The organism is Streptomyces sp. NBC_00029 (assembly GCF_045160505.1).
Taxonomy (GTDB): Bacteria; Actinomycetota; Actinomycetes; order Streptomycetales; family Streptomycetaceae; genus Streptomyces.
On the sequence record NZ_CP108292.1, the window covers coordinates 2,132,354 to 2,157,557 of the forward strand.

Below are 25,204 nucleotides of genomic sequence, written 5' to 3' on the forward strand. Positions count from 1 at the left end.
GGCCGGTGGATCCGGCCCGGCCGCGCGCAGCGGCACCCGTACCACGCACGTGGCCCCCGGCCGTCCACCAGGGACGGCCGGGGGCCACGGGGAGAGCGACTAGCTCCAGCTGGCGTGCAGGGGCTTGCCCTCGGCGTAACCGGCGGCGGACTGGATGCCGACCACGGCCTTCTCCTCGAACTCCGCGAGGGAGCCGGCACCAGCGTAGGTGCACGAGGAGCGGACGCCCGCGATGATCGAGTCGATCAGGTCCTCGACGCCCGGGCGGGCCGGGTCGAGGAACATGCGCGAGGTGGAGATGCCCTCCTCGAACAGGCCCTTGCGGGCACGGTCGTAGGCCGACTCCTCGCTCGTGCGGTTCTGCACCGCGCGGGCGGAGGCCATGCCGAAGGACTCCTTGTACAGGCGCCCGTCGGCGGACTGCTGCAGGTCGCCCGGGGACTCGTACGTACCGGCGAACCAGGAGCCGATCATCACGTTGGACGCGCCGGCGGCCAGTGCCATCGCCACGTCGCGCGGGTGACGGACGCCTCCGTCGGCCCACACGTGCTTGCCGTACTTCTTCGCCTCGGCCGCGCACTCCAGCACCGCGGAGAACTGCGGGCGGCCCACGCCGGTCATCATGCGGGTGGTGCACATGGCGCCGGGGCCCACGCCGACCTTGATGATGTCGGCGCCGGCGTCGATGAGGTCCTTGACGCCCTCGGCGGCGACGATGTTGCCCGCCACGATCGGGACCTGCGGGTCCAGGGCGCGGATGGCCTTGATCGCGTTGATCATCGACTCCTGGTGGCCGTGCGCCGTGTCGATGACGAGCGTGTCCACGCCCGCGTCGAGCAGCTGCTTGGCCTTGGCCACGAAGTCGCCGTTGATGCCGACGGCGGCCGCGATGCGCAGCTTGCCGTCGGCGTCGGTGGCCGGGGTGTAGAGCGTCGCGCGCAGTGCGCCCTTACGGGTGAGGAGGCCGACGAGCCGGCCGTCCTTGTCGACCGCCGGGGCCAGCTTGCGGTGGCCGGCGTCGAGCTGGTTGAAGGCCTCGCGGGGGTCGATGTCGGCGTCGATGAGCAGCAGCTCCTTCGACATGACCTCGGAGAGCTGGGTGAAGCGGTCGACACCGGTCAGGTCGTGGTCCGTGACGACGCCGACGGGCCGGCCCTCGCCGTCGACGACGACACCGGCGCCGTGGGCGCGCTTGGGGAGCAGGGACAGCGCGTCCGCGACCGTCTGGGTGGGCGCCAGCGTGATCGGGGTGTCGAGCACGAGGTGGCGGGTCTTCACCCAGGAGATGACGTCGGTGACGATCTCGATCGGGATGTCCTGCGGGATGACGACGATGCCGCCGCGGCGGGCGACCGTCTCGGCCATCCGGCGGCCCGCGATGGCCGTCATGTTGGCCACGACGAGAGGAATGGTGGTGCCGGTGCCGTCGGGCGAGGACAGGTCGACACCCTGACGGGAACCGACCGCGGAGCGGCTCGGCACCATGAACACATCGTCGTACGTCAGGTCGTACGGCGGCTTCAGGTCATTGAGGAAACGCACGTGCTGAACATCCCAGTCGATCGAAGGATCCGTCTACGCCCCGGCAGGACAGCCGAGGAAACGCACGTACTTCATTCTCCCACGACCTGGCGTTCACGCCGCCCGGGCCGATCGTCCAGGACGGACCGGTCCGGATGGTCGTTTCCTACGGGACCTTGGTCCCGGCGGGCCCTCCCGGGCGGCGGACAGGGCGGCGGACAGGGCGGTGGACAGGGGCGGTGGACCAGGAGGTGCCGCCCTGCGCGCGGGGGCACCGGGCGTCGCACACGGTGACGCGGCGGGCGCCGGGCATCACCGCATGTACGCGGGGGGACGGGCCGCCGCGGCGGCCGACCGGACGGGGCCGGCGTACCCGTCGGGGGACCGCGGACGCGCGCCGAGCAGCTTCGCGGCGTGGGCCACGCTGGCGAGGGTGGCGTGGTGGTGCCAGCCGCGGAAGGAGCGGCCCTCGAAGTCCCGGATGCCGACGGGTTCGCAGGTCTCGGTGAAGTCGAGGGAGACGCGGTCGGCGAGTTTGGCGAGCAGGAAGAGCTGGGCGAGGGGCCGGTCGCCGATGTTGGTGATCCAGAACTCGGAGGGGAGCAGGGCGGCTTCGCTCCAGGCTCCGACGAGCAGCAGCGGGGTGGACGGCACGGGCACGGGGCGGTCCTCGCAGGGGGTGGCGAGGACCGGGGCCGAGGCCAGCTGGGTGACGGCGCCCTCGGCGCGGCCGTGCCGGGTCCATTCGACGACGCGGCGCCGGGAGCGCCGGGAGTCGATGAGCTCGCGGGCGGGGGCGGTGTGCGGTCCCGGTGCGCAGCGGCCCGCGCCGCTGAAGGAGACGGGCAGCGACCCGTCGACCTTGAAGACGAAGGGGATGTCCTGGCGGGTGAAGGACTCGATGCTCTGCGGGAGATCGCCGTGGGCGACCTCCATCACCACGGGCCGGCGCTGGAGTTGCCAGGTGGCGGCCATCCGCCGGACGGCGTGTACGGCGTCCTGGGCGGGGGTGAGGGAGCGGGCGGTGTCGGGGATGCCGGCGCGGCGGCGGAGGAGTTCGCCGGTCCAGGGCCCGGGGAGGGTGAGGGTCCATTCGACCGGGAAGCTGGCTTCGCTGGAGGCGAGCCAGACGCCGCTCGCCTGCTGGCAGTTGGCGGTGCGGCCGAGCTGGGGGACGAACTGCCGGCCGACGCCGACGGATCGGTCCCCGGCCTTCTCTATGACCATGGGCCGGAGCACCCAGGCAAGGGGGCGATGTGCGGTGCGTTCGAGGAGCTGGGCGAGGGAGCGGCGGACCGGGACCCAGTCCCAGGGGGACTTGCTGATGAACTGCTGGAGGCTCTGCTCGACGGAGCTGGCCCCACTTCCGGCGATGTTACGGATCGTCCGCTTCCCGGTGGTCCGCACCAGGCCGTTCAGATAGACGCGGGCCCAGTTTCGCTGGTCCCGCCGGGGTAAGGATTCGAAGAGAAGATCGATCAGGACATTGATCATTTCGGAGATCTCCGTCGTGGAATCCTCCGCCAGGACTGCGCGAGCCATCTGGGCCTCCCCCGCGACCAGCTAGATCCAATACCTGCTCGGCCGCGGCGAAAGGCCGCAGGCCCCGGCGGCGACTTCCCTGAGGTCGCCGACGGCACAGTAGATCGCGGAAATGAGGTGCGCGACAAGTACGAGTGGCGGGGAGGGCCGCGGCCGCTCGCCGGCGGAGCCCCGCCTTCCGGCACCGGAGGGGATGCCGACGACGGCCGGGCCCGGCTCTGCCGCAATTCCCGTCTCACGCGCCACGCGGACCCGTAGCGCGAACCCGTCGCGCAGCTCGGGAAACACTCCGGCGGATACGGCGGCGGCTTTCGATGGGCCGAGAGCGAACGCCGCGACCCTTGCGATCAAGACGGCAACGGATGCAACGTTGATTACATGATTACAGCCGAGCAGTTGCAACAGCTCCGCGCGTGGTTCGCCGAGCGCCTGCCGGTCGACGTCTACGAGTCCCTCGACTCGGTCACCGCCGACCGCGAGGAGATCACGGTCGTCGGTGTCATACCGGCGGACGAATCGGTCAAGGAGTTCCGCGAACGCACCCGCGAACAGCGCATCGAAGTGGCCCGCGAGGCCGAGGAGCTCTACCGCCGCAAGGTCGCCTGGGGCGTGCGGGCGGGCGAGGAGACGACCCTCTTCACCCATCTCGCCGTCCCGGTGATGACCCGCCTGCGCCAGTCCGAACGCCAGGTCCTCGACACCCTGGTCGCCGGCGGCGTGGCCCGCAGCCGGGCCGACGCCCTCGCCTGGTGCGTCCGGCTCGTCGGGCGCAACACAGACGAGTGGCTGACGGAACTGCGCGACTCCCTGGACCAGGTCCAGCGGGTCCGCGCCCAGGGCCCCGACGTCTCCGAAGGCACGGACTCCAGGAAGTCCGGATCCGAATGAGGCATCCGCCCCACGGCGACGTGTGATCGCGCAAGGCTGGCGACGACCTACACCCAGGGAGAGGCACGCACCCATATGACCACCACCGTCGAATACATCCGCTACCGGATCGCATGGGACGACCAGTCGGCCTTCGAGGACGCGTACGCCCGGGCGGCCGAGTCGCTGGCCGCTTCGCCCGAGTGCATCGACTACGAACTGGCCCGCTGCGAGGAGGAGAAGGAGCTCTACATCCTCCGGATCCGCTGGACCTCGATCGAGGACCACCTGGGCGGGTTCCGCAAAGGCGCGCAGTTCCCGGCCTTCTTCCACGCGATCCGTCCGTACGTGACGGCCATCGAGGAGATGCAGCACTACCTCGTGACGGGCGTCGCCGGCACGGGAAAGGCTTCCGGAGACAGATGAGCACCACACCCACCATCTACGAGTGGATGGGCGGGGCGGAGGCGATGAACCGCCTCACGGACGCCTTCTACGCCCACGCCATGCAGGACGAGATCCTGGCCCCTGTCTTCGCCGGCATGGACGCGGGCCACCCGCGGCACGTCGCGGTCTGGCTGTCGGAGGTCTTCGGCGGCCCTGCGGAATACACGGCCCACCACGGCGGCCACCGGCACATGGCCACCAAGCACCTGGGCCGGGCGATCACCGAGAAGCAGCGCCGCCGCTGGGTGGACCTGCTGATGGACACGGCCGACGAGGTCGGCCTCCCGACGGACCCGGAGTTCCGCGGAGTGTTCGCCTACTACATCGAGTGGGGCACCCGCATGGCCCTGATCTACTCGGGCCCCAACCCGCCCCCGGTCGACGCGGCCGACATCCCGGTCTGGTCCTGGGGCCAGACCCCACCCTGGATCCCGAAGGACTGACGGCCTCAGCCCCGCCGGCGTTTGAGGCGCTCCCTCAGCCCCGCCGGCGTTTGAGGCGCGGGGCCGGGGGCGGAGCACCGGATCATTCAGCCCCGCCGGTGCTTGAGGCGCGGGGCCTGGGGCGGAGCACCCGCAGCAGACCCGGCCCCGGGCCCGGCCCCACCCTCGGCCAGCACCACCGCCAGCTCCGGCCCGCCGCCGCCCACCTCGGCCCGCCAGAAGTCCACGGCCTCCTCCAGCACCTCCACGAACGTCTCCCACTCGCCCGGCCGCGCAGCGGCATACTCACGCCACGACGTCACCGCCACCAGCCGCCCCCCACCGGTCGACGGCAGCCACGACAGGTCCCGCAGCGCATCGGCCAGCGCGTCCCAGTTCCCGCCGACCCACTCCGGCAGCCGCAAGGCACCCCCGCACCGCCGCATCAGCTCGGCCTTGCCGCGTACCCCGTCCAGGTCCAGCCGTACGGTCGTCGTCCAGCCCGCGGCCTCGGCCGCTTCGAGCGCAGGGGCGAGCGGCTGCGGGTCCAGACTCATCGGAGAACCGCCTTGAAGGTGTCGTAGTGGTCGTCCGTGTAGAAGAACTCCCCACCCGCGCCCGTCACGATCCGCCGGGCCCCGCGGTCCCGCTCACCGGGCGTCCGCACGGTGTACTCGTGGTAGTAACCACGTTTCTGCCTGGGCAGGGCCTTCTCGAAGTTCCCGAAGACCGCGCCGTCCTGCCGGTACGGATACGGCCCGCCCTTGTCGATGAGTGCGAGCACGTCACGGGCCTGCTGCGGCAGCCCGTCGGGCCGTACGGTGGCCATCCCCTTCGCCCAGCCGGGCACGGCACCGGCGCTGGCGCCGGCACCCTCACTGGTGGCGGCGGCAGGCGCGGGTTTCTCCCCGCCACAGCCCGCCGCACCGACCAGCGCGACACAGAGGAACAGGGCCCCCAGCAAACGCAGCAACGATCGGGGCACGTTCCGAAAGATCATGCACCGATCGTGCCAAATATCCGATTCGCTCGCGAATCGCCCGGTGGCCTCAGAGAGCGGCCATCTTGGTGTAGGGGCTCAGGATTCGCTTCTGGACCGAACCGAAGTCGACGAGAACAGCGATCCCCTCCTCGATTCCGACGACACGGCCGAGGCCGTGCTCATCGTGAGTAACCCGGTCGCCGACGCTGAACTGCCGGATGGGCTGTTCCACGGGGGCCTTGAACGGGCTGGACGGCAAATGGCGGCGAGGTACTGCGGACTTTGTCATTGGAACCAGTATGCGCCCCGTGGGCCGCCGCGCGGTCCGCCGTTCGGATCTCAATTCCAGCACCATCCGCATCGGCGGCGACATCGAGGGGCCGCCGGGGGGCGTCATGCCCGGTCAGGCGGCATCAGTCGTCGGGGTCGGCCCGGTCCAGCGCCGGACGCAGCCCTGGGGCCGACTCGGTGAGCAGGTAGTCGGCGACCGCCGTGTCCGTGACGAGGCTGGTCACCAGACCCGACCTCAACACGGCGCCGATGGCGGAGGCCTTCCGTAGCCCGCCCGCGATCGCCACGACCTCGGGGATCCGCCGCAGCCGGTCCGCCTCCACGGTGATGCACCGTTCGCCCAGGTCCCGGCCGACCCGCCGGCCCTCGGCGTCGAAGAGATGGGCCGACATCTCGGCCGCGACGCCCAGCGAGGCGTAGTGGGCCCGCTCCTCGTCGGTCAGCATGTCGTGGACCGTGGAGATGCCCGGCTCCCAGGAGCCGATGGAGACGGCCGCGACCGTCACCTTGTCGAAGTACTCGAAGGCGCGCGCGATCCCCGTCTGGCTGCGCAGCGCGGCCGCCGTGGCCGGATCGGGCAGCAGCATCGGCGCGTAGATCGGGTGCGCGTCGCCGCCCGAGACCTGGGCGGCCCGGCGTACGGCCTCGACCGAGCCGCGTTCGGCGGTGCCCGCGTCGTAGACGCCGGTCAGCTGTACGACGGTGCACTGCGGCAGCCGGTGCAGGGACGCGGCCATGTGAATGGTCGACCGCCCCCACGCCAGGCCCAGTACGTCGCCTTCGTTGACCAGTTCGCCCAGCAGGTCGGCGGCGACCGCACCCAGGTTCTCCGGGTCGGGCGCGTCCTCGGTGGCGTCGGCCGGCGACTCCACGACGACGGCGTGCCGGAGCCCGTACCGGGCCCGGAGCGCGTCCGACCGCTCGGCGTCGAGTTCGGCCGGCACCCGGATCTCGATCCGTACGAGGTCGCGTTCGAGGGCGGTCTCCAGGACCCGGGCCACCTTGAAGCGGCTCACGCCGAACTCCTCCGCGATCTGGATCTTGGACTTGCCCTCCAGGTAGAAGCGGCGGGCCATGGCCGCCGCCTGCACCAGCTCCGCGGGTCCCATCCGCAGGGCTGACCGTCCCGCCGACATTGCAGACACCGCGCTCTCCTCACTGCTGTTCACACTCTCGACTCGCCGTTCATCCTGTCAGATCCGACGGCCGTTGATCAGCCTGGACAGCTCCCGTTCACCGAGCTGTTCATCAACCCTTGGTTCAGTGGTCGCAAGCCCACGGCGCGGCTGCGATCGCCGCACCCGCTTGGTCACGCAGCGTGCGCACGGCGGTGGACGGATCGACCGCCCCGTAGACCGCGCTGCCCGCCACGAAGACGTCCGCGCCGGCCTCGGCGCAGCGTTCGATGGTCGAGGCCGAGACCCCACCGTCCACCTGGAGCCACAGCTCCAGACCGTGCTTCGAGATCAGCTCACGGGTACGGCGGATCTTCGGGAGCATGATGTCGAGAAAGGGCTGGCCGCCGAAGCCGGGCTCGACGGTCATGATCAGCAGCATGTCGAGCTCGGGAAGGATGTCCTCGTACTGTTCGATGGGCGTCGCGGGCTTGAGCGCCATCGAGGCTCGGGCCCCCTTGGCCCGGATCTCCCGCGCGAGCCGCACGGGCGCGGCGGCGGCCTCGGCGTGGAAGGTGACGGAGCCGGCACCGGCCTCCACGTACTGCGGGGCCCAGCGGTCCGGGTTCTCGATCATCAGGTGGAGGTCCAGCGGGATGTCCGTGGCCCTGCTCAGGGATTCCACGATCGGCATACCGAGGGTGAGGTTCGGGACGAAGTGGTTGTCCATGACATCGACATGCAGCCAGTCGGCTCCCTCGACGGCCTTCGCCTCCTCGGCGAGTCGGGCGAAGTCGGCGGACAGGATGCTGGGATAAATCTGAGCGGCCATGCCCCAAGCCTGCCATGCCTGCGGCCTGTTCCGGCCACGACCCCGCAAGTCACAGCTCACGTAGCAGTGCTTAAATGATCACGGGGAACATTTAACTTGTTCTTCGAGATCGGCTTCGGTGCGGTCCTGTCCATGACGTTGGCTTCGCGCCGGCGCCCGGAGCGCCACCCCCGGGCGGGCCGCACGGCACCCGTCCGAACCTCAGGAGCAGACACCGTTCCCTCCCGCACCGACTCCCCCTGGCGCAATCCGGACTTCCGCACCCTCTTCGGCGCCGCCACCCTCAGCCGGCTCGGCACCAACACCGGCCACGTGGCCGTCCCCCTGCTCGCCCTCACCGCCCTCGACGCGAGCCCCACCCAGTTCGGCACCCCCGCCGCGCTCTCCACCCTCGCCTTCCTGCTGATCGGCCTGCCCGCCGGAGCCGGGGTCGATCGCCTGCGCACCGGCCGCGCCCTCATCACCGCCGACCTCGCCCGGGCAGCGCTCTTCGCCTCCTTACCGCTCGCGCGGTGGCTCGACGCCCTCACGCCGGGGCAGCCGTACGCCGCGGTCCTGCTGGGCGGCGTCGCCGCGCGGTCCTACCGGGCGGCGACGCCGCGTCTTCTCCGACGTCGGGTCCCAGAGCATCCTGCCGCAGCTCATCGGCCGGGAGGGCCGGTGCGCGCGAACACCGCGACGGCAGCCCTCAAGGCCTCTCCCCCTTCCGGGGCGCGGCAGGGTTGCGGAGTGAGGGGCGGGGCGGCGCGATAGGCGCGGGGTGTCTCGGGGGTGGCAGGATCCGAGCAGTCGGGAGTCAGAGATGCGTATGGGGGTTTCCCGTCAGTCTCATCGTCTCTCCGTGTCGGGCCGGCCCCTCAAGGGCGCTCCTTCGTCGCGTCGCTTCGCGATGGCCTGCGGCCACCCTTGACCGACCGTCCCGCCCCGGACATACGAAGACTGCCGGGAAGCCCCCAAAAGAACGAGCCGGTCCGAGCTTCCAAGGACGGGGCGGCCGGAGAAGCCCTGCCCGGTCGGGGGTGAGGCCTCTTCCCGAGGCGGGGCCCATGCCACACACCGGCCGGGTCGGGGGAAGCGCGTCCAATCGCTACGCGCTCCGCACGTCTCAGCGTCTCCAGCCCGTCCTGGGCTGGACATAGGCCGCCCATGGTCCCGGTCTGTCTCGCGAGGTGCGTCCGACGACCGTCTGGGGCTCGGCATAAGCCGCCTCAGATCGCTACGCGCTTCTCCAGGACCGCGACCGACGGCCGGCAGGGGCTGATGCCTCTGCTATTCCGTCGTGGATCCGGGTCAGTGCACAAGTGACACCACAAACCCACCCCCAAACAGGGGTAATTGGGGCAAACGGTCGGCGATTCGAGCGGTCCGCTCTCGCTGACCCCACTCCACGACGAAATGGCCGCTGTCAGGCGTCTTTCCACCCCAGACAGCGTCGAGACGCCCTCAATGAGGAGCGCTGGGGCGTCCTGGGCGGCCTATGACCGGCCACGGACGGTGGCCGGACGCATCTCGGCAGAGGAACCGAGGCCGTGGGCGGCCTATGTCCAGCCCAAGACGGTCTGGAGACGCTGAGAGGTGAGGAGCGCGTAGCGATCGGACGCGCCTCCCCCGACCCGGGCCCTGGGCTGCATGGGCCCCGTCTCGGGAAGAAGCCTCACCCCCGACAGGGCAGGGCTTCTCCGGCCGCCCCGTCCCTGTCTTGATGGCCCGGCCCGTTCCTTTGGGGGTTTCCCGGCAGTCTTCGTATGTCCGGGGCGGGACGGTCGGTCAAGGGTGGCCGCAGGCCATCGCGCAGCGACGCGACCGTAGGGAGCGCCCTTGAGGGGCCGGCCCGACACGGAGAGACGATGAGACTGACGGGAAACCCCCATACACATCCCAGACCACCGCCCCAGCGGCTCCCGCCGCCCCAGAAGCCACCCCGCGCCCCGCCAGGTCCGCCCGTCGAGCGCCTAGCCGCGCGTCGCGTCCGTGAGGTCCGGTCCGCGGCCGTCGATGAGGTCGGGAGCCGCGAGCCCGTAGCCCACGGCTCGTCCGTAGTACGTCGGCTCGCCGGCCTCCGCCGCCGCTCCGAGCGCCTGGTCGAGCTCCCGCAGGGCCGACTCGAGCCGGGGTGCGTTGTGGGCGTGGATGACCGGCTGCGGCTCGCCCCGGAAATCGCAGTGCCCCCAGACGTCGTGGTACACGGACAGTTCGGCCCAGAGGCCCGTCCGGTCGGACGCCAAGAAGAGTTCCACCAGCCGGTACTCCCTGTGCCGTTCACCGTCGGCATCGAGCCAGACGCCCGATCCCAGCACGGTGATCCCCCCGATCTCCGCCTGCGGATAACCGGTCGGCCGACAGGCGCGGAGCCGATCGGGCAGTGCCGGATCGTCGAGTGATCGCGTCACGAGGCTCAGGCGACTGTGCATACCGAGGCCGCCCCGGCCGGTCTGGAACCAGTCCCACTCAAGTGAGGACGGCACCAGCAAGGTGTACTTCTCCAGCACGGCGCTCATACGGCCGGCGGTCTTGAGCGCGAACTCCAGACCCGGCTCCGGCACATCATCCAGATCCCAGACCCACGAGCCGCTCTCTTTCGGCGCCCGCATCAGCATGGCCCACGAACCTCCTTACACTTCAACGGCATTGACGCGGCAATCCCAAGCCCCTTGCGCCGTCACCCCGGCGGCATCGGCTGCTCCGGCGCCTCGTTGAACAGATAGCCGTAAAGGGCCCGGAGATACGTATCCAGGGTTTCGGTGTCAGGAAATTCAATATCAGTCAGCTGCTCATACTCGGCCGGCCCGAAGGAATCGTCCGCAATGATCCGATCGAATCCCGAGCGGATCAATTCCACATAAGAGTCACTGAAGCTCAGCAAAGTGGGCCTCAGATAACCGCTCACGTCATAGCCCTCTTCGAGGCTCAGATGCGCTCTGAAGAAATTTCTGAAATTCGCGTCCACTGAATCATCTTCTTTGATGACGAGGACCGGACCTACGCTCGCCACCCGGCCCGGGCCGACTAGGCGGGCGGCGCGCCGCGCAGGTGGCGCAGGAGCTGCTCCAGAGCGGTCCAGCTCTCAGCGGTCCGGCCGTCGCCGAGCGCGTAGTAGAAACCGGGCCGGACGCTCGGGCCCAGCCGCACCGGGCGTTCCTTGAGCGGCGTCCTGCTCGCCCTGTCACGCCCCGCCTCCTGGACCTCCGTGGGGCCGAGTACGAACGCGTACGGCAGCGGCGGGTTCTCGTAGTGGGGCGGGGCGCTCAAGTCCCGGCGGGCTTCGCGCAGCTGGCACAGCATGGTCTGCAGTCCGTACCGGGTCACCAGCTCGCCCGCCAGCCCCGGCAGCGCCTCCATCGGGAGCTCCTCATCGGGGCCGTAGCCCACGGTGAGGGTGATGTCCTCCTCCACTCCCTCCGGGGTGCGGATGACGCGCAAGGTGGCGACGGCGGGCCGGTCAGGGGTGCCGACGGCAACGGTCCATGTGGAGCGGGGGGCGCGTTCGTACGCCAGCTCGGTCAGCTGGCGCCGCGACCACGTCAGACCGGCGGGCTCCGACGTGCCCCAGCCGGCCGGCGGGCCGCCGGTCAGCGCCTGCCAGGCGGCTTCGAGCGCGCCGCCGAGGAGCAGGTCCGCCGTGGGGCGGTGCAGGGTGCGGAAGGAGACGCTGAGCTGGCGCTCGCCGGTGGGCCCGGCCTCCTCGAAGGCGTCCGCCACCGGCGTCTCGCCGTTCTCGTCCCGGGCCGGGGAAAAAGCGTCGTCCTGCCAGGTCAGTACGGCGCCGGTCAGGCCGTCGTAGTAGCCGCACCGCTCGTCCTGCACCACCCAGCGCGAGGGTATCGACTGCAGCAGCAGGCGCGTGGGCAGGGAGATGCGACAGTGCGGCGGGGTGACGATCTGCAGGGACCGGTCGCTCTCCACGGTGGCTCGCAGCACCTCGGAGAGCCAGCTCGTCATGGGGACGACAGGGCGGTCCTGGAGGACAATGGCAGCCTTGTCGGTGAGCATGTCGACGGCCGGCTGGGCTGCGGCGGGGGCCGGTACTGCGGTGATGCCGGAGACGTCGACGGGGCGGGCCGCGCCGACGGTGCCCGGGGCGTCCGGCGGCCAGACCCGGCCGCCCAGCAGCATGGTCAGCCGGGCCGCGAAGGCTCCGGCGAGCTGCTCGGCCTGGGGTACGCCCGCGGCGGCGCGGGCCTCGACCCACCACGCCGGGCCGTCGCCCGACAGCTCTGCGCCGGGCCCCAGCAGGCGGGCCGCCTCGCCGGGCACCTGGAGCATCAACGGCACTTCGATCGATACGAGCGGCCGGCCATCGGCGTCACACAGTTGAACCACTGCGCCCTCGCCGGCGCTCTCGACCCGCAGGTCCGGCCCGCCCGCGAGCAGGCCGGCCAAAACGCTCATCGCGTCGGGCATGCGCTCGGTGAGCGCGATCACGTCCTTGGTCATGCCGTGTTCCCTGTCGTCATATCTCTCGGTGCGTTTCTGTCAGTGCTTCGCGGACCTGCGCACGCACGCGTTCGTTTCCGAAGGCCGGCAGATACTCGCCGAACCGCCGACCTTCCGGGCCCCGCGCTGGGGAGACGACGGCCCCGCATGGACCGGCACCCGATCTCGCCGAACTGGTCGCCCACTAGCCGAGCGCCGCATCGGTGACGTCCGATCCGAGCCCGTCGATGATGTCGGGAGCCCCGAGTCCGTAGCCCTCGGCCCGCCCGTAGTACGTCGGTTCGCCGGGCTCCGCGGCGGCGCCGAGCACCTGCTCCAGCTCCTGAAGGGCGGCGGCGAGCCTCGGTGCGTTGTTGGCGTGGGTGAGTGGCTGCGGTCCACGGAAATCGCAATGCCCCCAAACGCCGTGTGTCGGCCCTCAGCCTGCAGTGCACACCGAGGCCGCCCCTGCCGGTCTGGAACCAAGGCCACTCGAGTGAATGCAGCTCCATCAGGTCGTGCTTCGCGAGCACCGCGCTCATACGCGCCGCGGTGGCGAGCGCGAACTCCAGACCGGGACCCGGCATGTCGTCCAGGATCCAGGTCCACGAGCAGCTTTCCTTGGGCGCGCGCATCAGCATGGTCGGCGAACTCTCCTGCTTCGGGGCAGCTTTGCTGCGGAAGGACGGCGGTGGGCTCACCGCGGGTGTTGTTGTCGGCTCAGGCGGCGAGCAGAGCCTCGGCACGACGGAAGAGGTCGTCGTCCTCCAACTCCACGTGCTCTGCATTGATGTCGGTGACGATCCGCCGCAGAACCTTCACCCACTCACCGATGAACTCCCCCACAGGAACGACGACATCGCCCCGTTCGGCCAGTAGCGACTCGTAGCTGCCGAGGATGCTGTGCCAGCGCGCCCGGATCCTCAGCGAATCGCCCTTGCGGACGATGCCCCACTCGGCCGAGAACGTGTCCGACCCCCAGAAGACCTCGTCGTCCGAGAATCCCGGCCGCCGGATCTTCTCGAGCAGGGGCACCAGATCGTCGAGAAGGACGGCCAGGTCATGGCCGTACGACAGCCGGACCGGCACCAGATTCCAGACGAGAAAGGCGTCGTCGGCCGCGGAGGAGTACATCTCGCCGACGGCATCAGCCATGTCGGCGGCCGAGCCACACCTCTGAACGGCCGGGCAACCCGCCTGCATCGAAAAGCTCACCGTCGCACCACAGCACCGTCAGCCCGGCGGCATCGGCTGCTCCGGCCCACCCTGGAACAGGTAGTCGTACATCGCCCGGAGGTAGGCATTCAGATTCTCCTGGTCGGGGAATTCGATATCAGTCAGCCGCTCATATTCAGCCGGGCCGAAGGAGCCGTCTGCCAAAGCCCGAGCGAAACCCGAACGAACCGCCTCGACGAACGGTTCGTTGAATCCGAGCAGCGTGGATCTGAGGTAGCCGCTCGTGTCATACCCTTCCACGAGATCGAGATACCTCCCGACGAAGCGCTCGAATCGCTCGTCCAACGCCGCCGTTATTTCCCGTCCATCCTATCGAGGGCTTCACAGCTTCAGAATTCGAACGCAGCGTCGGACGGCCATTCGCCTTGAAGTATCGGACCTACCCCCGAGTCGCGTTGGTGAGGTCCGGCCCCAGCCCGTCAATGATGTCGGGAGCCGCGAGCCCGTAGCCCTCGGCCCGCCCGTAGAACGTCGGCTCGCCGGGCTCCGCGGTGGCCCCGAGCACCCGGTCGAGTTCCCGCAGCGCGGAAGCGAGCCGCGGCGCATTGTTGGCGTGAATCATCGGCTGCGGATCGCCCCGGAAATCACACTGACCCCAGACGTCATGAAAAACGGACACTTCGGCCCAGATCCCCAACTCATTCGAAGTCACCAGAAGTTCCACCAGACGGTATTCCCCGTGCCGCACTCCGTTCGCGTCGAACCAGGCACCCGAACCCAGTACGAGGATTCCGCCGATGTCCGCCTGTGGATTGCCAGTCGGTCGACAGGCGCGGAGCCGATCGGGCAACGCCGGATCGCCGAGCGGGCGCGCGCGGATGCTCATCCTGCAGCTCACATTGAGGACGCCCTTGCCGGCAATGGACCAGTCCCACTCGAGTGAGTCAGGCGCCAATAGGGCGTGCGCCTCCAGCACCGCACTCATGCGCCCGGCGATCTCGAGCATGGACTCCAGGCCGGGCTCCGCGACGTCGTCCAGATCCCAGGTCCACGAGCCACTCTCCTTGGGCGCGCGCATCAGCATGGTCGGCAAACTCCTTAAGGAAGGGTGGAATTGGTCGGATAGAAGGTGACGGACCCGTCATCAAACTTTAGTTCAAAATAGGCGTTGCAGGAGTCGGCGGCCCTCTGCACGAACTGCGCCTCGCGCTGCGTCATCTCGGTAACCGAGCCGCGAATGTCCAAGATTCCGGCCTTTACGTCGACCTGCGTGTACGGCAGGCCCGTCTTTTCATCGATCTTTCCCTTTAGCTGCTTATCCGCGATCTTCTTGACCGCTGACTTGATGCCCGAGACGCCATCGACATCCTTGAGCTGGGCACCGTACTCGATGCGCCCGTCACTACGAACCAGTACGTCGAGGTCGAGCTTCTCGGCAGGCAGCTTCACCTCAAACTCAATTCCCTTCAACCCCTTGGCCTGGAGCTCTGCAGCATGCTCCATCGCCTGATGCACAGCCGGGATCATGTCCTTCTGCTTGACCTGGTAAAGGAGGCCGTCCGGCTTCTTGAACCCAGGGACGTCCGCAAATCTACCGCTCGATATGTACTCCGCAACGGCCGCCCCGTATTCCGACTTCTTCAGGGCCGCGAGCAGACGGCCCTGGTCCACCGGCGGGACCTTCACGTCCTTGAGCGCCGCCGCGACGGCAGCCTCCCGCTCCGCCGCCATGGGCCCGCTGGGCTGTTGACCCGTCCGGTCGCGGTTCAGAGTGACCTCGGGTTGCCGGTCAGGGTGACCGGAGCCGCTTCCCGGACCGTCACCAGTGCCGCCTCCTCCGCCCGAGGACGGCCCGTCGGTGACGCCCCCGCCTTCCGGAGTGTCCGGGCTGCCGCCATGGCCTCCCCCACCACCGTGGCCCCCCGCCGGGTCGTGGCCGGCGCGCCCCTCGGCGCCGTGAGCGCTGCCGCCACCCGAGGTGTGCGAGTTGCCCGTCTCGCGGGAGGGCGCGTGCGAGTCCCCGCCTCCGCCGGTCGGGTGGTCCGCGGCGTGGCCGGCCGCGGGCGGCGTGTTGTGTGTGCCGCCGCCCCCGCCCGTGGGGTGGCCCGTGGAGTTCTCCACTCGGCTCGGGCCGCCCGCGCCTTCGAGGATCCGCTCCCTCACGGGGGCGGGCTCGTGGGTGTTGGGCAGGTCGTCCTTGTGCGGCTCCCTGTGAGGGGCCGTGTCGGGGACGACGTTGCCGTGCTCGTCGCGGATGGTGCCGTCGCGGCCGATGACGCGCTTGTTGCCCTGCGGGTCGGCGTACTCGTAGCCGGGCGGCGTCCTATCGCCGGCGCCTGCGGGGGGTGCGGTGGTGTCGGCCGGGTGCGGGGAGGTTCCGTCGGGCATGGTGCGGGCCATGTCGTCCACGCCCGCCCTGCTCGCCTTCAGGCCCTCCATCAGGTCGCCGACCTTGATCTTGGTGAGGTTCGCGGCCTTGCCGAGGTAGCTCATCGGGTCGACGAGCACGCCCGCCTTGCCCACCACGGTCGCGATCTCCGAGCCCACGCCCAGCTTTCCGGCCTTGCCGAGCTTGAGGAACGAACCCGCGCCGATGGTCACGATGTTGAACACCACCGTCCCGCCCGCCCGCGCCGGATCCTTGCCCCACTCGTCCCACGCGACCAGCGACTTGCCGAAGTTGCGCAGGGCCGCCTTGTTCTTCTCGCGCTCGGTGTGGTCGGCCGGGCCGAGCGTCTTGTCCATCACCCAGTCCCACGGCGTGAGGAGGTAGCCGCTGACACCCTCGAAGACGTCGCCGATGCCCGACCAGGTCTTCTTGAGAGTGTCCATGTCGAACACGTTGACCATGTTGCCGAGGCCCTTGAGGGTGCCCCAGACGCCGTCGACGAAGAAGCCCTTCAGGCCGCTGCCGACCTTGTCCTTCGTCCACTCCCACGCGGCCCGCAGGCCCGTGTACTCGCGCTCGTCGGCCGTCCCCCAAGGCGTCTCCTTGGCGTCCTTGACGTCGCTCTCCTTGAAGCCGTACATGCCGGCCTTGTGGGAGCCGTCGTCGACGACGAAGTGCGTGCCGCCCACCAGCGTGGTGATCTTGTTGGCCGCGTCGCGCTCGACGCCCTGGAACGCCACCCACGTCACGCCGACCTCACGGACGAGGCGCGCGTTCTCGTCGATCTTGCCCTGGTCCTGCTGCCAGTCCTCGTCGTCCTTGTTGTCCGCGACGAACTTCTCGGCGTCGATGCGGAGTTGCTTCATCTTGGCCACGAGCGGGCGGGCGGTCGACGCGAAACCCGTCAGCGCCCCGCTGACGGACTCCAGCTTCGTCGCGAACGCGTCCGCCTTGTCCCGCACGGGAATCGTCGAGTTGAGCAACTCCCCCTGTTCGGGGGCGTCATAGACCGGATCCAGCGCCTGGAAGGCGTTGTGCACGTCCCTGCCGGTGCCCCGGATGCTGGAGGCGGTCGTCTTGAGCGCGGCCGCGTGCGTCTCCAGGGTGTCCAGGTTGCCGGTGAAGGTCGGTATCTTCCCGACGTCGATCACTTCTTGGGACCCTTCAGCTCTTCCGCGGTCGGAGCCTTGGAGTACTCCTCCTGCTTGTTCTTCGCCATCTGCAGGTCGCCCTTGACGTACTCCTCGGTGGCGAGGCGCGCACCGGTGATGGACTTGCCCGTCCGGACGGGGAGGAACTTCAGGTCGCTTTCCGTTCGCTGCTGAAACTCAAGCAACGCCTGGGCCACAGGGCCGAACGCGCCCTCCTTGGGCAGCTCGGTCCCGCCCAGCACCATCGTGCCCGCCCACGTCGCGGCGCCGACCACACCGTCGCTGTACGACGTGAACTCTTCCTCGAACTTGCTGCCCGCTTCGGCGGTCTTGTTCAGGACCCCTTGGACGCCGGCCGGCTTGATGTCCCACGTAGACACGTTGTCCCCCGTTCCTCACAACGCTTCTCTCGAGTGCCCCGCCGCCGGCCGACGGCGCCGCCGCCCACCCGCACAGGTGATCCATTTCTATCAACTCGGCATTACTGTCTGCAAAGTGAATGAGGGTCATTCCGGCCCAGCGGCCGCCCCTGTCGCGAAGTTGTGACAAAGCGCGGAACAGCCCCTCGCCGTTTCACGACCCCACCCCGCCGACGGCGATCACGTCGGCCGGGTCGTCCACCGCGCAGGCTCTGTCGCGGTCGTCGGCGGCGGTTGGGGGTGCGGGACCGTGTGGCCCGCGGCGGGCCGGGAAGGGTTCACGGCGTCAGTCCGCCGCCGCCCACTGGCAGGGCCGCGGCAGACCGCAGATACGGGACACCCCCCGCGACAGACATCGTCGCGGGGGGTGTCGGGCCGTGCGGGGCCGAGCCGTGCGCTGCTACGCCGTGCGGCGCAGCAGGGCCAGGTACATCGCGTCCGTGCCGTGCAGGTGCGGCCACAGCTGGACGTCCGGGCCGTCGCCCAGGGCCGGGACGCCCGACATGAAGGGCCTGGCGTCGATCAGTTCGGCGGACACCGGTTCCTGGCCGGCGCCTCGGCCCTTGAGGACGTCGTCCACGACGACCCGGGTCTCCGCCAGGTGCGGCGAGCACGTCGCGTAGCCCACGATGCCTCCCACCCGCACCGCCGACAGCGCCTCGCGCAGCAGCCCGCGCTGGAGCGGTCCGAAGCCCTCCAGGTCCTCCGGGCGTCGGCGCCAGCGCGACTCCGGGCGCCGCCGCAGCGCGCCCAGGCCCGAGCAGGGCACGTCCATCAGGACGCGGTCGAAGGAGCCCGGCAGCCAGGCCGGCCGGGTGCCGTCGGCCGCGATGACCTGGTACGGGCCCGGGTTGCCCGCCAGGGAGCGCTCCACGAGCCGTGCCCGGTGCGGCTGCTTCTCCGAGGCGAGCAGGAACGCCCCGCGCTGCGCCGCGAGCGCCGCGAGCAGCGCCGCCTTGCCGCCCGGGCCCGCGCAGCCGTCGAGCCACCGCTCGTCGCGGCCCTCGACCGGCGCGGCCGCCAGGGCCATGGCCACCAGCTGGCTGCCTTCGTCCTGCACGCCCGCGCGGCCCTCGCGGACCGCCTCCAGCGCGCCCGGTTCGCCGCCCTCGGCCATCCGGACGGCGTACGGGGACCAGCGGCCCGGCAGTGCCGAGTCCTCGCCGACGGCCTCCAGCAGCTCTTCCGGCGTGGACCGCCCGGGGCGGGCGACCAGCGTCACCTCGGGCCGCTCGTTGTCGGCCTCCAGCAGGTCCTCGATGCCCGCGCGTCCGCCGCCCAGCGCGTCCCACAGGGCGCTGACGACCCACCTGGGGTGCGAGTGGTAGACCGCGAGGTGTTCCTCGGCGTCGTCCTCGTAGGGCGGGGCGACCCGCTCCAGCCAGCCCTCGAGGTCGTGCGCGGCGATCTTCCGCAGGACCGCGTTCACGAACTTGGCGCGTCCGTCCCCGAGCACGACCCGGGCCAGTTCCACGCTCGCCGACACGGCCGCGTGGGTGGGGATGCGGGTGCCCAGCAGCTGGTGCGCGCCGAGCGAGAGCACGTCCAGCACCGGCGGGTCCACCTCCCGCAGCGGCCGGTCGATGCACGCCTTGATGACGGCGTCGTACGTGCCCTGGCGGCGCAGCGTCCCATAGACCAGCTCGGTGGCCAGGGCTGCGTCGCGCGCTTCGAACTTCTCGTCCTGGCGGGCCTTCTTGAGGAGCGGCGGCAGGACGAGGTTGGCGTAGGCGTCGCGCTCGTCCACCGCCCGCAGCACCTCGAAGGCCAGCATCCGGACGGGGTCCTTCTGGGGCCGGCGGTGCGGCTTGGCCTGCTTGCCACCCGCGCCTGCGGGTGCAGGCTTGCGACGGGGCTGACGGGGCTGTTCGCTCACGTGAAAGGTGCTCCGGGTTTACGAGTGCTGCGAGATTGCTGCGTGGCGTGGTTGCTGCGTGATTGCTGCGTGACGGGTGATGTGGGTGATGCAGGTGGTATGTGCGGAAGGGCGTCCGTGCCCGGACGTCCCCTCCGATCAGCCTACGTCGGCTCCGCCGAGCCGCTCGCCGGGAGCGATCCGCACCCCGCGCGCCCAGTCGGCGGCCCGCATCGGCTTCTTGCCCTGCGGCTGCACCCAGAGCAGCTCCACGGCGTGCGAGCCGGTGCCGACGTGGACGTTGTTCTTGGCGGGGGCCAGTGCGCCCGGCTCCAGGTCCGTGCGGTCGGGCACCAGGCCCAGCGAGATCAGCTTGAGCCGCTCCCCGCGGAAGACGGTCCACGCGCCCGGCGCCGGGGTGCAGCCGCGCACCACGCGGTCGGCGCGCATCGCGGGGGCGGTCCAGTCGATCCGGGCGTCCTCCACGGTGATCTTGGGTGCGTGGGAGACACCGTCGTGGGGCTGCTCGACGGCGCGCAGGGTGCCGTCCTCGATGCCGTCCATGGTGGCGGCGAGCAGCCCGGAGCCGGCGAAGGCGAGCCGGGTGAGCAGGTCGCCGCTGGTGTCGGTGGGCCGGATCTCCTCGGTGAGGATGCCGTAGACCGGGCCGGTGTCCAGGCCTTCTTCGATCCGGAAGGTGGAGGCGCCGGTGACCTGGTCCCCCGCGATGATCGACTGCTGGACGGGCGCGGCTCCGCGCCAGGCGGGCAGCAGCGAGAAGTGCAGGTTGACCCAGCCGTGGCGGGGGATGTCGAGGGCGCTCTTGGGGATCAGGGCACCGTAGGCGACGACCGGGCAGCAGTCCGGGGCGATCTCGCGCAGCCGGGCCTGGAAGTCCGGGTCGCGGGGCCGGGCGGGCTTGAGCACCTCGATGCCCGCTTCCTCGGCGCGCTCGGCGACCGGGCTGGCCACGAGCCGGCGGCCGCGGCCGGCCGGGGCGTCGGGCCGGGTGATGACGGCGGCGACCTCGTGCCGCCCGGAGGCGATCAGGGCGTCCAGGGCGGGTACGGCAACCTCGGGGGTGCCTGCGAAGACGAGCTTCACTGGGGGACTACCTCGCTATCTCGGCTGTCAGCAGCGCACCAGTCTATGGGGCGTCCGTCGGGCCGCCCACCTGTGGTGTTGAGGGGGCGTACACACATGCGCGCGCCTCTCGCATATGCCGACACGCCCCCACAGCGTGACCTGGGCGACGGGTGGCGCGTTGGTCAAGAGAGATTGACCAAAACGGGCCGCGTGTGAACGGTGTCTGCGGCCCGATCCGCCCTTCAGCACCGGTTCGAGAGGCTTCTTCATGGCCGACCACGCCACCCACGACGCTCAAGCCCGGGCCAGCCTGCACCTCCTGGTACGGGACATCGAGCGGGTTCGCCGGCAGGTGGATGCTCTGCGTACGCTCACCGCCCAGCTCGGCAACGTGTACCGCCCGCGCCGATCGGGTCCCTCCACGGGCTTCGTCGTCTACGGCCGGGCACCCGCGCCGACCGTCCGTCTCGCGCAGGAGCTGCGGGACAGCGTCGAGACGCTGGTCACCGCCGCGGTGGACTTCGACCGCTCGCTCGGTTTCTCGTGGGACGCGGTCGGCTCGGCGCTGGGTGTCACCAAGCAGGCCGTGCACCGCCGGTACGGGGCCCGGCGGGCGCAGTCCGCGGAATCCGCGGAGCCGCTGGCCGAGGGGACGACGACCCGGACGCTGGGGCCGCTGCCGACCGTCCCGGCGGCCCGTTCGATGCCGCCGCAGCCGGTGCGCGAGGAGGCCCAGGCCGCTGCCGGGGGCGCTCCCGGGCGGGCTCTGGGCGAGGTTCCCCGCTCCCCCGCCTTCCCCGGTCCGCGCAACGGCTGAGGGGTGTCCTGCCGCCGGGACGCCGACACCCGACGGCCGGCCGGCCCGGTCCGCCGCATCCGATTCCGCCCCCGGTGGGACGACCGTACGGGTCGCCCCACCGGGGGTTTCGGCGTTCGGGCGGTGTCCTGTCCGCAGCGCGTGGGCGTCAGCCGATGTCCGAGGGGTCGATCCGCACCCGGACCGCCTCCGCCGCGGGCACCCCGCGGGCCATCCGGGCCGCCTGAGCCGACTTCAGGGCGGCCGCCAGGGCTGCGCCGCTGCCCGGCGGGACGCGGACCAGCGCCCGCTCTCCGGGAGACGCCTCCCCGCGCCGCCCCGGGAGCGGCACCGGGCCGAGGATCTCCGCGTCCGGCGGCAGTCCGGCTCCGGCCAGGAAGCCCTCCACCGCCTCGCCCCGCCCGGCCACCGCCGCCATCCGGGACACCGGCGGGAAGCCCAGCTGGGCCCGCTCCGCGAGCTCCCGTACGGCATGGCCCACGGGGTCCCACCGCACGAGCGCCTGGACGGGCCGCAGCGTCGGCTCGGCGACCACCACGACCTGCCCGTCGCCCCGGACCAGGGAAGCGGCGGCGATCCACCGCCGCAGTGCTTCCTCTCCCGCCCTCAGGTCGGGCCGGCTCAGCATGGCCCAGCCGTCGAGCAGCAGCGCCGCCGCGTACCCGGCGCCGGACGCCACCGGCTCGGCGCCGGGGGTGCACACCACGAGCGCGGGGCGGTCCGGCACCTCGTCCAGGACGTGGTCGCGCCCGGAGGTGCGGACGGGCACGGCCGGGAAGGCCCGACCCAGTTCCTCGGCGGTGCGCCGCGCGCCGACCACCTGGGCCCGCAGCCGGAACGACCCGCACTCCTCGCAGTGCCAGGAGGGTTCGTCCCGCCCGCACCACCCGCACCGCAGGTCCCGCTCGTCGGGGGCCTCCAGCGGTCCGGCGCAGACCGTGCAGCGGGCGGGCGTACGGCACCGCTCGCACGCCAGCCGGGGCACATAGCCGCGCCTCGGTACCTGCACCAGTACGGGCCCGGTCTTCAGCCCCTCCCGTACGGTCTCCCACGCCAGGCTCGGCAGGCGCGCGGCCCGGGCCGCCTCGTCGCGGGCGAGCAGCTCGTCGCCGACGGTCCGGATCCGGGGCGCGCAGGCCCGTACGGTCTCGCGGTCGGCGACCAGGGGCCGCGCCCAGCCGGACTCGACCAGCTGGGCGGCCTCCACGGTGCAGCTCGTACTGCCCGCGAGGAAGCCGCAGCCGTCGCTGACGGCGCGCAGTTCCAGGACCTCCCGCACGTGCGGGAAGGGGGCCCGGTCGTCGCTGTGGCTGGAGTCGCCGTCGTCCCAGATGGCGACCAGGCCGAGGTCCCGTACGGGTGCGAACATCGCGGCGCGGGTGCCGATGACGGCCCGCACGGAGCCCCGGTGGACGGCGAGCCACTGGCGGTAGCGCTTCTCGGGTCCCGACTCGGCGGTGAGCAGCGCGTGCCGTCCCTCTCCGAGCAGGGCGGTGAGGGCCGCGTCGACGCGGGCGGCGGTCCGCCCGTCGGGGAGCACGGCGAGGGCGCCGCGGCCGGAGGCCAGGGTGGCGGCCATGGCCCGGGCGAGTTCGTCGGCCCAGCCGGGGCCGGGCAGTGCGGTCCAGACGGCGCGCGGGGTGGCCCCGGTGGCAAGGGCGCGCAGGAAGCCGGGGCCGGCGCCGTACCGCTCCCAGCCGCCGGGCTCGGGGGCGGGGGGCGGCGGCAGCGGCTCCGGCGAGGGCTTGGCCTCGGCCCTGGCGTTGCGCGGGGGCAGGGCGAGCTGCAGCACGTCGGCGAGGCTGCCGGCGTACCGTTCGGCGACGGCGCGCGCGAGGGCGAGCATGCGGGGGCCGAGGACCACCTCGGGCGAGACGACCTGGGCGAGGGCGGCGAGCGCCCCGTTGTAGTCGGACTCCGCGCGACGCTCGATGATGAATCCGTCGATGAGGCTGCCGCCCTCGCGGCGGCCGCCGCGGACCTGGTGGGAGCCGGCACCGAACCGGACGCGGACGCGGACCCCGGGCTGGGCGGCCTCGGCGAGCTCTGCGGGCACGGCGTAGTCGAAGGTCCGGTCGAGGTGGAGCACGCCCTTGTTCACGAGGACCCGGGCAACGGGCAGCTCCTCGGCCAGGGCGGCCCCCCGCCAGGTGCGCGGCTTCGCCTTGGGCGCCTTGGCCTTCGCCTCGGCGACCATTTCCCGGATCAGTGCGAGCTGCTCCGGCGGGCCCGCCGCCCCGGTTTCGCTCTCGCCGTTGTCGCTGCTCACAGCAGCATTCTTGCAAACGGCACCGACAGTGGACGCTCTCCCGAGATCAAGGCGGGCGGCGGCGGGTGGAACAGTCCTTCAACACCGGGCTCGCGCCCGGCTCCAGATGAAGCCGTCATCCGGCGCACCGGGAGAGCAGGAACAACATAGACGTCCGGGCGGCTGTCGATCAACGCAATACGGCCCCGGACCAACAGGGGTCCGGGGCCGTACGGGTCCGCCGTGGGGCGGAGCGTGCTTACAGGCCGGCGGCGGCGCGCAGGGCGTCGACGCGGTCGGTGCGCTCCCAGGTGAAGTCCGGCAGCTCGCGGCCGAAGTGGCCGTAGGCGGCGGTCTGGGCGTAGATCGGGCGCAGCAGGTCGAGGTCGCGGATGATGGCGGCCGGGCGGAGGTCGAAGACCTCGGCGATGGCGTCCTCGATCTTCTGCGTCTCGACCTTGGCGGTGCCGAAGGTCTCGACGAAGAGGCCGACGGGCTCGGCCTTGCCGATGGCGTAGGCGACCTGGACCTCGCAGCGCGAGGCGAGGCCGGCGGCGACCACGTTCTTGGCGACCCAGCGCATGGCGTACGCGGCGGAGCGGTCGACCTTCGACGGGTCCTTGCCCGAGAAGGCGCCGCCACCGTGACGGGCCATGCCGCCGTAGGTGTCGATGATGATCTTGCGGCCGGTGAGGCCGGCGTCGCCCATCGGGCCGCCGATCTCGAAGCGGCCGGTCGGGTTGACCAGCAGGCGGTAGCCCTCGGTGTCGAGCTTGATGCCGTCCTCGACGAGCTGCGCGAGCACGTGCTCGACGACGAACTCACGGATGTCCGGGGCGAGCAGCGAGTCCAGGTCGATGTCCGAGGCGTGCTGCGAGGAGACCACGACCGTGTCGAGACGGACGGCCTTGTCGCCGTCGTACTCGATGGTGACCTGGGTCTTGCCGTCGGGGCGCAGGTACGGGATGGTCCCGTTCTTGCGGACCTCGGACAGACGGCGCGAGAGCTTGTGCGCGATGTGGATCGGCAGCGGCATGAGCTCGGGAGTCTCGTCGCAGGCGTAGCCGAACATCAGGCCCTGGTCGCCGGCACCCTGCTTGTCGAGCTCGTCCTCGTCGCCCTCGACCCGCTTCTCGTAGGCGGTGTCGACGCCCTGCGCGATGTCCGGGGACTGCGCGCCGATGGACACCGACACGCCGCACGAGGCGCCGTCGAAGCCCTTCTTCGAGGAGTCGTAGCCGATTTCGAGGATCTTCTCCCGGACGAGCTGCGCGATCGGCGCGTAGGCCTTCGTCGTCACCTCTCCCGCGATGTGCACGAGACCCGTGGTGATGAGGGTCTCGACGGCGACGCGCGAGGTCGGGTCCTCGCTGAGGAGCGCGTCGAGGATCGTGTCGCTGATCTGGTCAGCGATCTTGTCGGGGTGGCCCTCGGTGACGGACTCCGAGGTGAACAGACGACGGGACACAACGCTCCCTGGGGGTTGCAGCGGCTGCTGGCTGAATCATTTGGCGGAACCACATCGGGGGCTGCGCCCGATCACGTTCCGGATGCAGTTTATCGGTCGCCACCGTTTCCGGGACCACCCGTCTCGCCTTATGGGAGCCGTGTGACCTGCGGCACTCCATTCT

Annotated in this window: 25 protein-coding genes; 5 read left to right on the forward strand and 20 right to left on the reverse strand. The window is 71.0% G+C overall.

Translation table 11 applies throughout. The features are described from left to right. Positions 1–99 precede the first annotated feature (99 nt). Positions 100–1,542 (reverse strand): GuaB1 family IMP dehydrogenase-related protein, encoded by a 1,443-nt coding sequence (locus OG753_RS10270; protein ID WP_405788187.1) that lies wholly within the window; start codon positions 1,540–1,542, stop codon positions 100–102. Between the two features lie 291 nt (positions 1,543–1,833). Beyond that, positions 1,834–3,063, reverse strand: a complete 1,230-nt coding sequence (locus tag OG753_RS10275) for an IS701 family transposase (RefSeq protein ID WP_405788188.1) — start codon at positions 3,061–3,063, stop codon at positions 1,834–1,836. A gap of 378 nt (positions 3,064–3,441) precedes the next feature. Between OG753_RS10275 and OG753_RS10280 the strand changes: the two genes are divergently transcribed. The 3 genes from OG753_RS10280 to OG753_RS10290 all read left to right on the forward strand — a co-directional run bounded on the left by OG753_RS10280 (position 3,442) and on the right by OG753_RS10290 (position 4,820). Continuing rightward, the gene (locus OG753_RS10280) at positions 3,442–3,951 is read left to right on the forward strand and encodes a hypothetical protein (protein ID WP_405788189.1); all 510 of its coding nucleotides are present in this window, start codon (positions 3,442–3,444) and stop codon (positions 3,949–3,951) included. 75 nt (positions 3,952–4,026) lie between these two features. Beyond that, positions 4,027–4,356 carry an antibiotic biosynthesis monooxygenase family protein gene (locus OG753_RS10285; protein ID WP_327261513.1) on the forward strand — a complete coding sequence of 110 codons (330 nt, stop codon included), beginning with the start codon at positions 4,027–4,029 and terminating at the stop codon, positions 4,354–4,356. Next, complete coding sequence (locus OG753_RS10290) at positions 4,353–4,820, forward strand: group II truncated hemoglobin (RefSeq protein WP_383204066.1); 468 nt, start codon at positions 4,353–4,355, stop codon at positions 4,818–4,820. The genes OG753_RS10285 and OG753_RS10290 overlap by 4 nt, the downstream gene beginning before the upstream one ends. An 86-nt stretch (positions 4,821–4,906) precedes the next feature. Here the strand turns inward: OG753_RS10290 and OG753_RS10295 are convergent, their stop codons facing one another. The 5 genes from OG753_RS10295 to rpe all read right to left on the reverse strand — a co-directional run bounded on the left by OG753_RS10295 (position 4,907) and on the right by rpe (position 8,019). Beyond that, positions 4,907–5,356, reverse strand: a complete 450-nt coding sequence (locus OG753_RS10295; protein WP_405788191.1) for a barstar family protein — start codon at positions 5,354–5,356, stop codon at positions 4,907–4,909. Beyond that, complete coding sequence (locus tag OG753_RS10300; protein WP_405788192.1) at positions 5,353–5,799, reverse strand: ribonuclease domain-containing protein; 447 nt, start codon at positions 5,797–5,799, stop codon at positions 5,353–5,355. The genes OG753_RS10295 and OG753_RS10300 overlap by 4 nt, the downstream gene beginning before the upstream one ends. Before the next feature lie 49 nt (positions 5,800–5,848). Continuing rightward, entirely contained in the window at positions 5,849–6,070 is a 222-nt protein-coding gene (locus OG753_RS10305) for a CarD family transcriptional regulator (protein WP_189740325.1), read from the reverse strand. Between the two features lie 124 nt (positions 6,071–6,194). Continuing rightward, entirely contained in the window at positions 6,195–7,208 is a 1,014-nt protein-coding gene (locus OG753_RS10310; RefSeq protein ID WP_030388458.1) for a sugar-binding transcriptional regulator, read from the reverse strand. Between the two features lie 124 nt (positions 7,209–7,332). Further along, positions 7,333–8,019, reverse strand: coding sequence for a ribulose-phosphate 3-epimerase (gene rpe, locus OG753_RS10315; RefSeq protein ID WP_327261517.1), 687 nt, complete (start codon positions 8,017–8,019; stop codon positions 7,333–7,335). A 96-nt stretch (positions 8,020–8,115) separates the two neighbouring features. Between rpe and OG753_RS10320 the strand changes: the two genes are divergently transcribed. Next, on the forward strand, positions 8,116–8,772 hold the full coding sequence (locus OG753_RS10320; RefSeq protein WP_405788195.1) for a hypothetical protein: 657 nt from the start codon (positions 8,116–8,118) through the stop codon (positions 8,770–8,772). A 1,199-nt stretch (positions 8,773–9,971) separates the two neighbouring features. Here OG753_RS10320 and OG753_RS10325 read toward each other — a convergent pair. From OG753_RS10325 to fmt, 11 genes are all read right to left on the reverse strand, one after another. Beyond that, complete coding sequence (locus OG753_RS10325; RefSeq protein WP_327261519.1) at positions 9,972–10,616, reverse strand: hypothetical protein; 645 nt, start codon at positions 10,614–10,616, stop codon at positions 9,972–9,974. A 62-nt stretch (positions 10,617–10,678) separates the two neighbouring features. Further along, the gene (locus OG753_RS10330) at positions 10,679–10,966 is read right to left on the reverse strand and encodes a hypothetical protein (RefSeq protein WP_327261521.1); all 288 of its coding nucleotides are present in this window, start codon (positions 10,964–10,966) and stop codon (positions 10,679–10,681) included. A 59-nt stretch (positions 10,967–11,025) separates the two neighbouring features. Beyond that, complete coding sequence (locus tag OG753_RS10335) at positions 11,026–12,453, reverse strand: DUF6177 family protein (protein ID WP_383200354.1); 1,428 nt, start codon at positions 12,451–12,453, stop codon at positions 11,026–11,028. A 184-nt stretch (positions 12,454–12,637) separates the two neighbouring features. After that, positions 12,638–12,763 carry a hypothetical protein gene (locus tag OG753_RS10340; RefSeq protein ID WP_405788196.1) on the reverse strand — a complete coding sequence of 42 codons (126 nt, stop codon included), beginning with the start codon at positions 12,761–12,763 and terminating at the stop codon, positions 12,638–12,640. A gap of 389 nt (positions 12,764–13,152) precedes the next feature. Continuing rightward, positions 13,153–13,587: a hypothetical protein gene (locus OG753_RS10345; protein WP_327261524.1), complete on the reverse strand. Its 435-nt coding sequence runs from the start codon at positions 13,585–13,587 to the stop codon at positions 13,153–13,155. A gap of 78 nt (positions 13,588–13,665) precedes the next feature. Beyond that, complete coding sequence (locus OG753_RS10350) at positions 13,666–13,953, reverse strand: hypothetical protein (RefSeq protein WP_405788198.1); 288 nt, start codon at positions 13,951–13,953, stop codon at positions 13,666–13,668. 94 nt (positions 13,954–14,047) lie between these two features. Next, positions 14,048–14,692: a hypothetical protein gene (locus tag OG753_RS10355; protein WP_327261526.1), complete on the reverse strand. Its 645-nt coding sequence runs from the start codon at positions 14,690–14,692 to the stop codon at positions 14,048–14,050. A gap of 14 nt (positions 14,693–14,706) precedes the next feature. Beyond that, a complete protein-coding gene (locus tag OG753_RS10360) occupies positions 14,707–17,148 on the reverse strand; it encodes a hypothetical protein (protein WP_405788199.1) in 2,442 nt (813 codons plus the stop codon). After that, positions 17,145–17,528 carry a DUF6507 family protein gene (locus OG753_RS10365; RefSeq protein WP_327261528.1) on the reverse strand — a complete coding sequence of 128 codons (384 nt, stop codon included), beginning with the start codon at positions 17,526–17,528 and terminating at the stop codon, positions 17,145–17,147. Before OG753_RS10365 ends, OG753_RS10360 begins: the two co-directional genes overlap by 4 nt. A 439-nt stretch (positions 17,529–17,967) precedes the next feature. Continuing rightward, positions 17,968–19,443 carry a transcription antitermination factor NusB gene (locus OG753_RS10370; RefSeq protein WP_327261529.1) on the reverse strand — a complete coding sequence of 492 codons (1,476 nt, stop codon included), beginning with the start codon at positions 19,441–19,443 and terminating at the stop codon, positions 17,968–17,970. 138 nt (positions 19,444–19,581) lie between these two features. Continuing rightward, complete coding sequence (fmt, locus tag OG753_RS10375) at positions 19,582–20,526, reverse strand: methionyl-tRNA formyltransferase (protein WP_327261530.1); 945 nt, start codon at positions 20,524–20,526, stop codon at positions 19,582–19,584. 250 nt (positions 20,527–20,776) lie between these two features. On the opposite strand from fmt, the gene OG753_RS10380 reads away from it, so the two are divergent. After that, a complete protein-coding gene (locus OG753_RS10380; RefSeq protein ID WP_405788201.1) occupies positions 20,777–21,325 on the forward strand; it encodes a hypothetical protein in 549 nt (182 codons plus the stop codon). 148 nt (positions 21,326–21,473) lie between these two features. Here OG753_RS10380 and OG753_RS10385 read toward each other — a convergent pair whose 3' ends face one another. Continuing rightward, positions 21,474–23,594 (reverse strand): primosomal protein N', encoded by a 2,121-nt coding sequence (locus OG753_RS10385; RefSeq protein ID WP_405788202.1) that lies wholly within the window; start codon positions 23,592–23,594, stop codon positions 21,474–21,476. A gap of 238 nt (positions 23,595–23,832) precedes the next feature. Next, the gene (metK, locus tag OG753_RS10390) at positions 23,833–25,041 is read right to left on the reverse strand and encodes a methionine adenosyltransferase (protein WP_327261533.1); all 1,209 of its coding nucleotides are present in this window, start codon (positions 25,039–25,041) and stop codon (positions 23,833–23,835) included. Positions 25,042–25,204: the final 163 nt, after the last annotated feature.

Bases quoted from the DNA above. Each gene is read 5' to 3' on its own strand.
- OG753_RS10300 (WP_405788192.1), bottom strand. From the start codon at position 5,799: ATGATCTTTCGGAACGTGCCCCGATCGTTGCTGCGTTTGCTGGGGGCC.
- OG753_RS10310 (WP_030388458.1), bottom strand. From the start codon at position 7,208: ATGTCGGCGGGACGGTCAGCCCTGCGGATGGGACCCGCGGAGCTGGTG.
- OG753_RS10305 (WP_189740325.1), bottom strand. From the start codon at position 6,070: ATGACAAAGTCCGCAGTACCTCGCCGCCATTTGCCGTCCAGCCCGTTC.
- OG753_RS10285 (WP_327261513.1), top strand. From the start codon at position 4,027: ATGACCACCACCGTCGAATACATCCGCTACCGGATCGCATGGGACGAC.
- OG753_RS10275 (WP_405788188.1), bottom strand. From the start codon at position 3,063: ATGGCTCGCGCAGTCCTGGCGGAGGATTCCACGACGGAGATCTCCGAA.
- OG753_RS10295 (WP_405788191.1), bottom strand. From the start codon at position 5,356: ATGAGTCTGGACCCGCAGCCGCTCGCCCCTGCGCTCGAAGCGGCCGAG.
- rpe (WP_327261517.1), bottom strand. From the start codon at position 8,019: ATGGCCGCTCAGATTTATCCCAGCATCCTGTCCGCCGACTTCGCCCGA.
- OG753_RS10290 (WP_383204066.1), top strand. From the start codon at position 4,353: ATGAGCACCACACCCACCATCTACGAGTGGATGGGCGGGGCGGAGGCG.
- OG753_RS10380 (WP_405788201.1), top strand. From the start codon at position 20,777: ATGGCCGACCACGCCACCCACGACGCTCAAGCCCGGGCCAGCCTGCAC.
- OG753_RS10345 (WP_327261524.1), bottom strand. From the start codon at position 13,587: ATGGCTGATGCCGTCGGCGAGATGTACTCCTCCGCGGCCGACGACGCC.
- OG753_RS10325 (WP_327261519.1), bottom strand. From the start codon at position 10,616: ATGCTGATGCGGGCGCCGAAAGAGAGCGGCTCGTGGGTCTGGGATCTG.
- OG753_RS10355 (WP_327261526.1), bottom strand. From the start codon at position 14,692: ATGCTGATGCGCGCGCCCAAGGAGAGTGGCTCGTGGACCTGGGATCTG.
- OG753_RS10280 (WP_405788189.1), top strand. From the start codon at position 3,442: ATGATTACAGCCGAGCAGTTGCAACAGCTCCGCGCGTGGTTCGCCGAG.
- OG753_RS10335 (WP_383200354.1), bottom strand. From the start codon at position 12,453: ATGACCAAGGACGTGATCGCGCTCACCGAGCGCATGCCCGACGCGATG.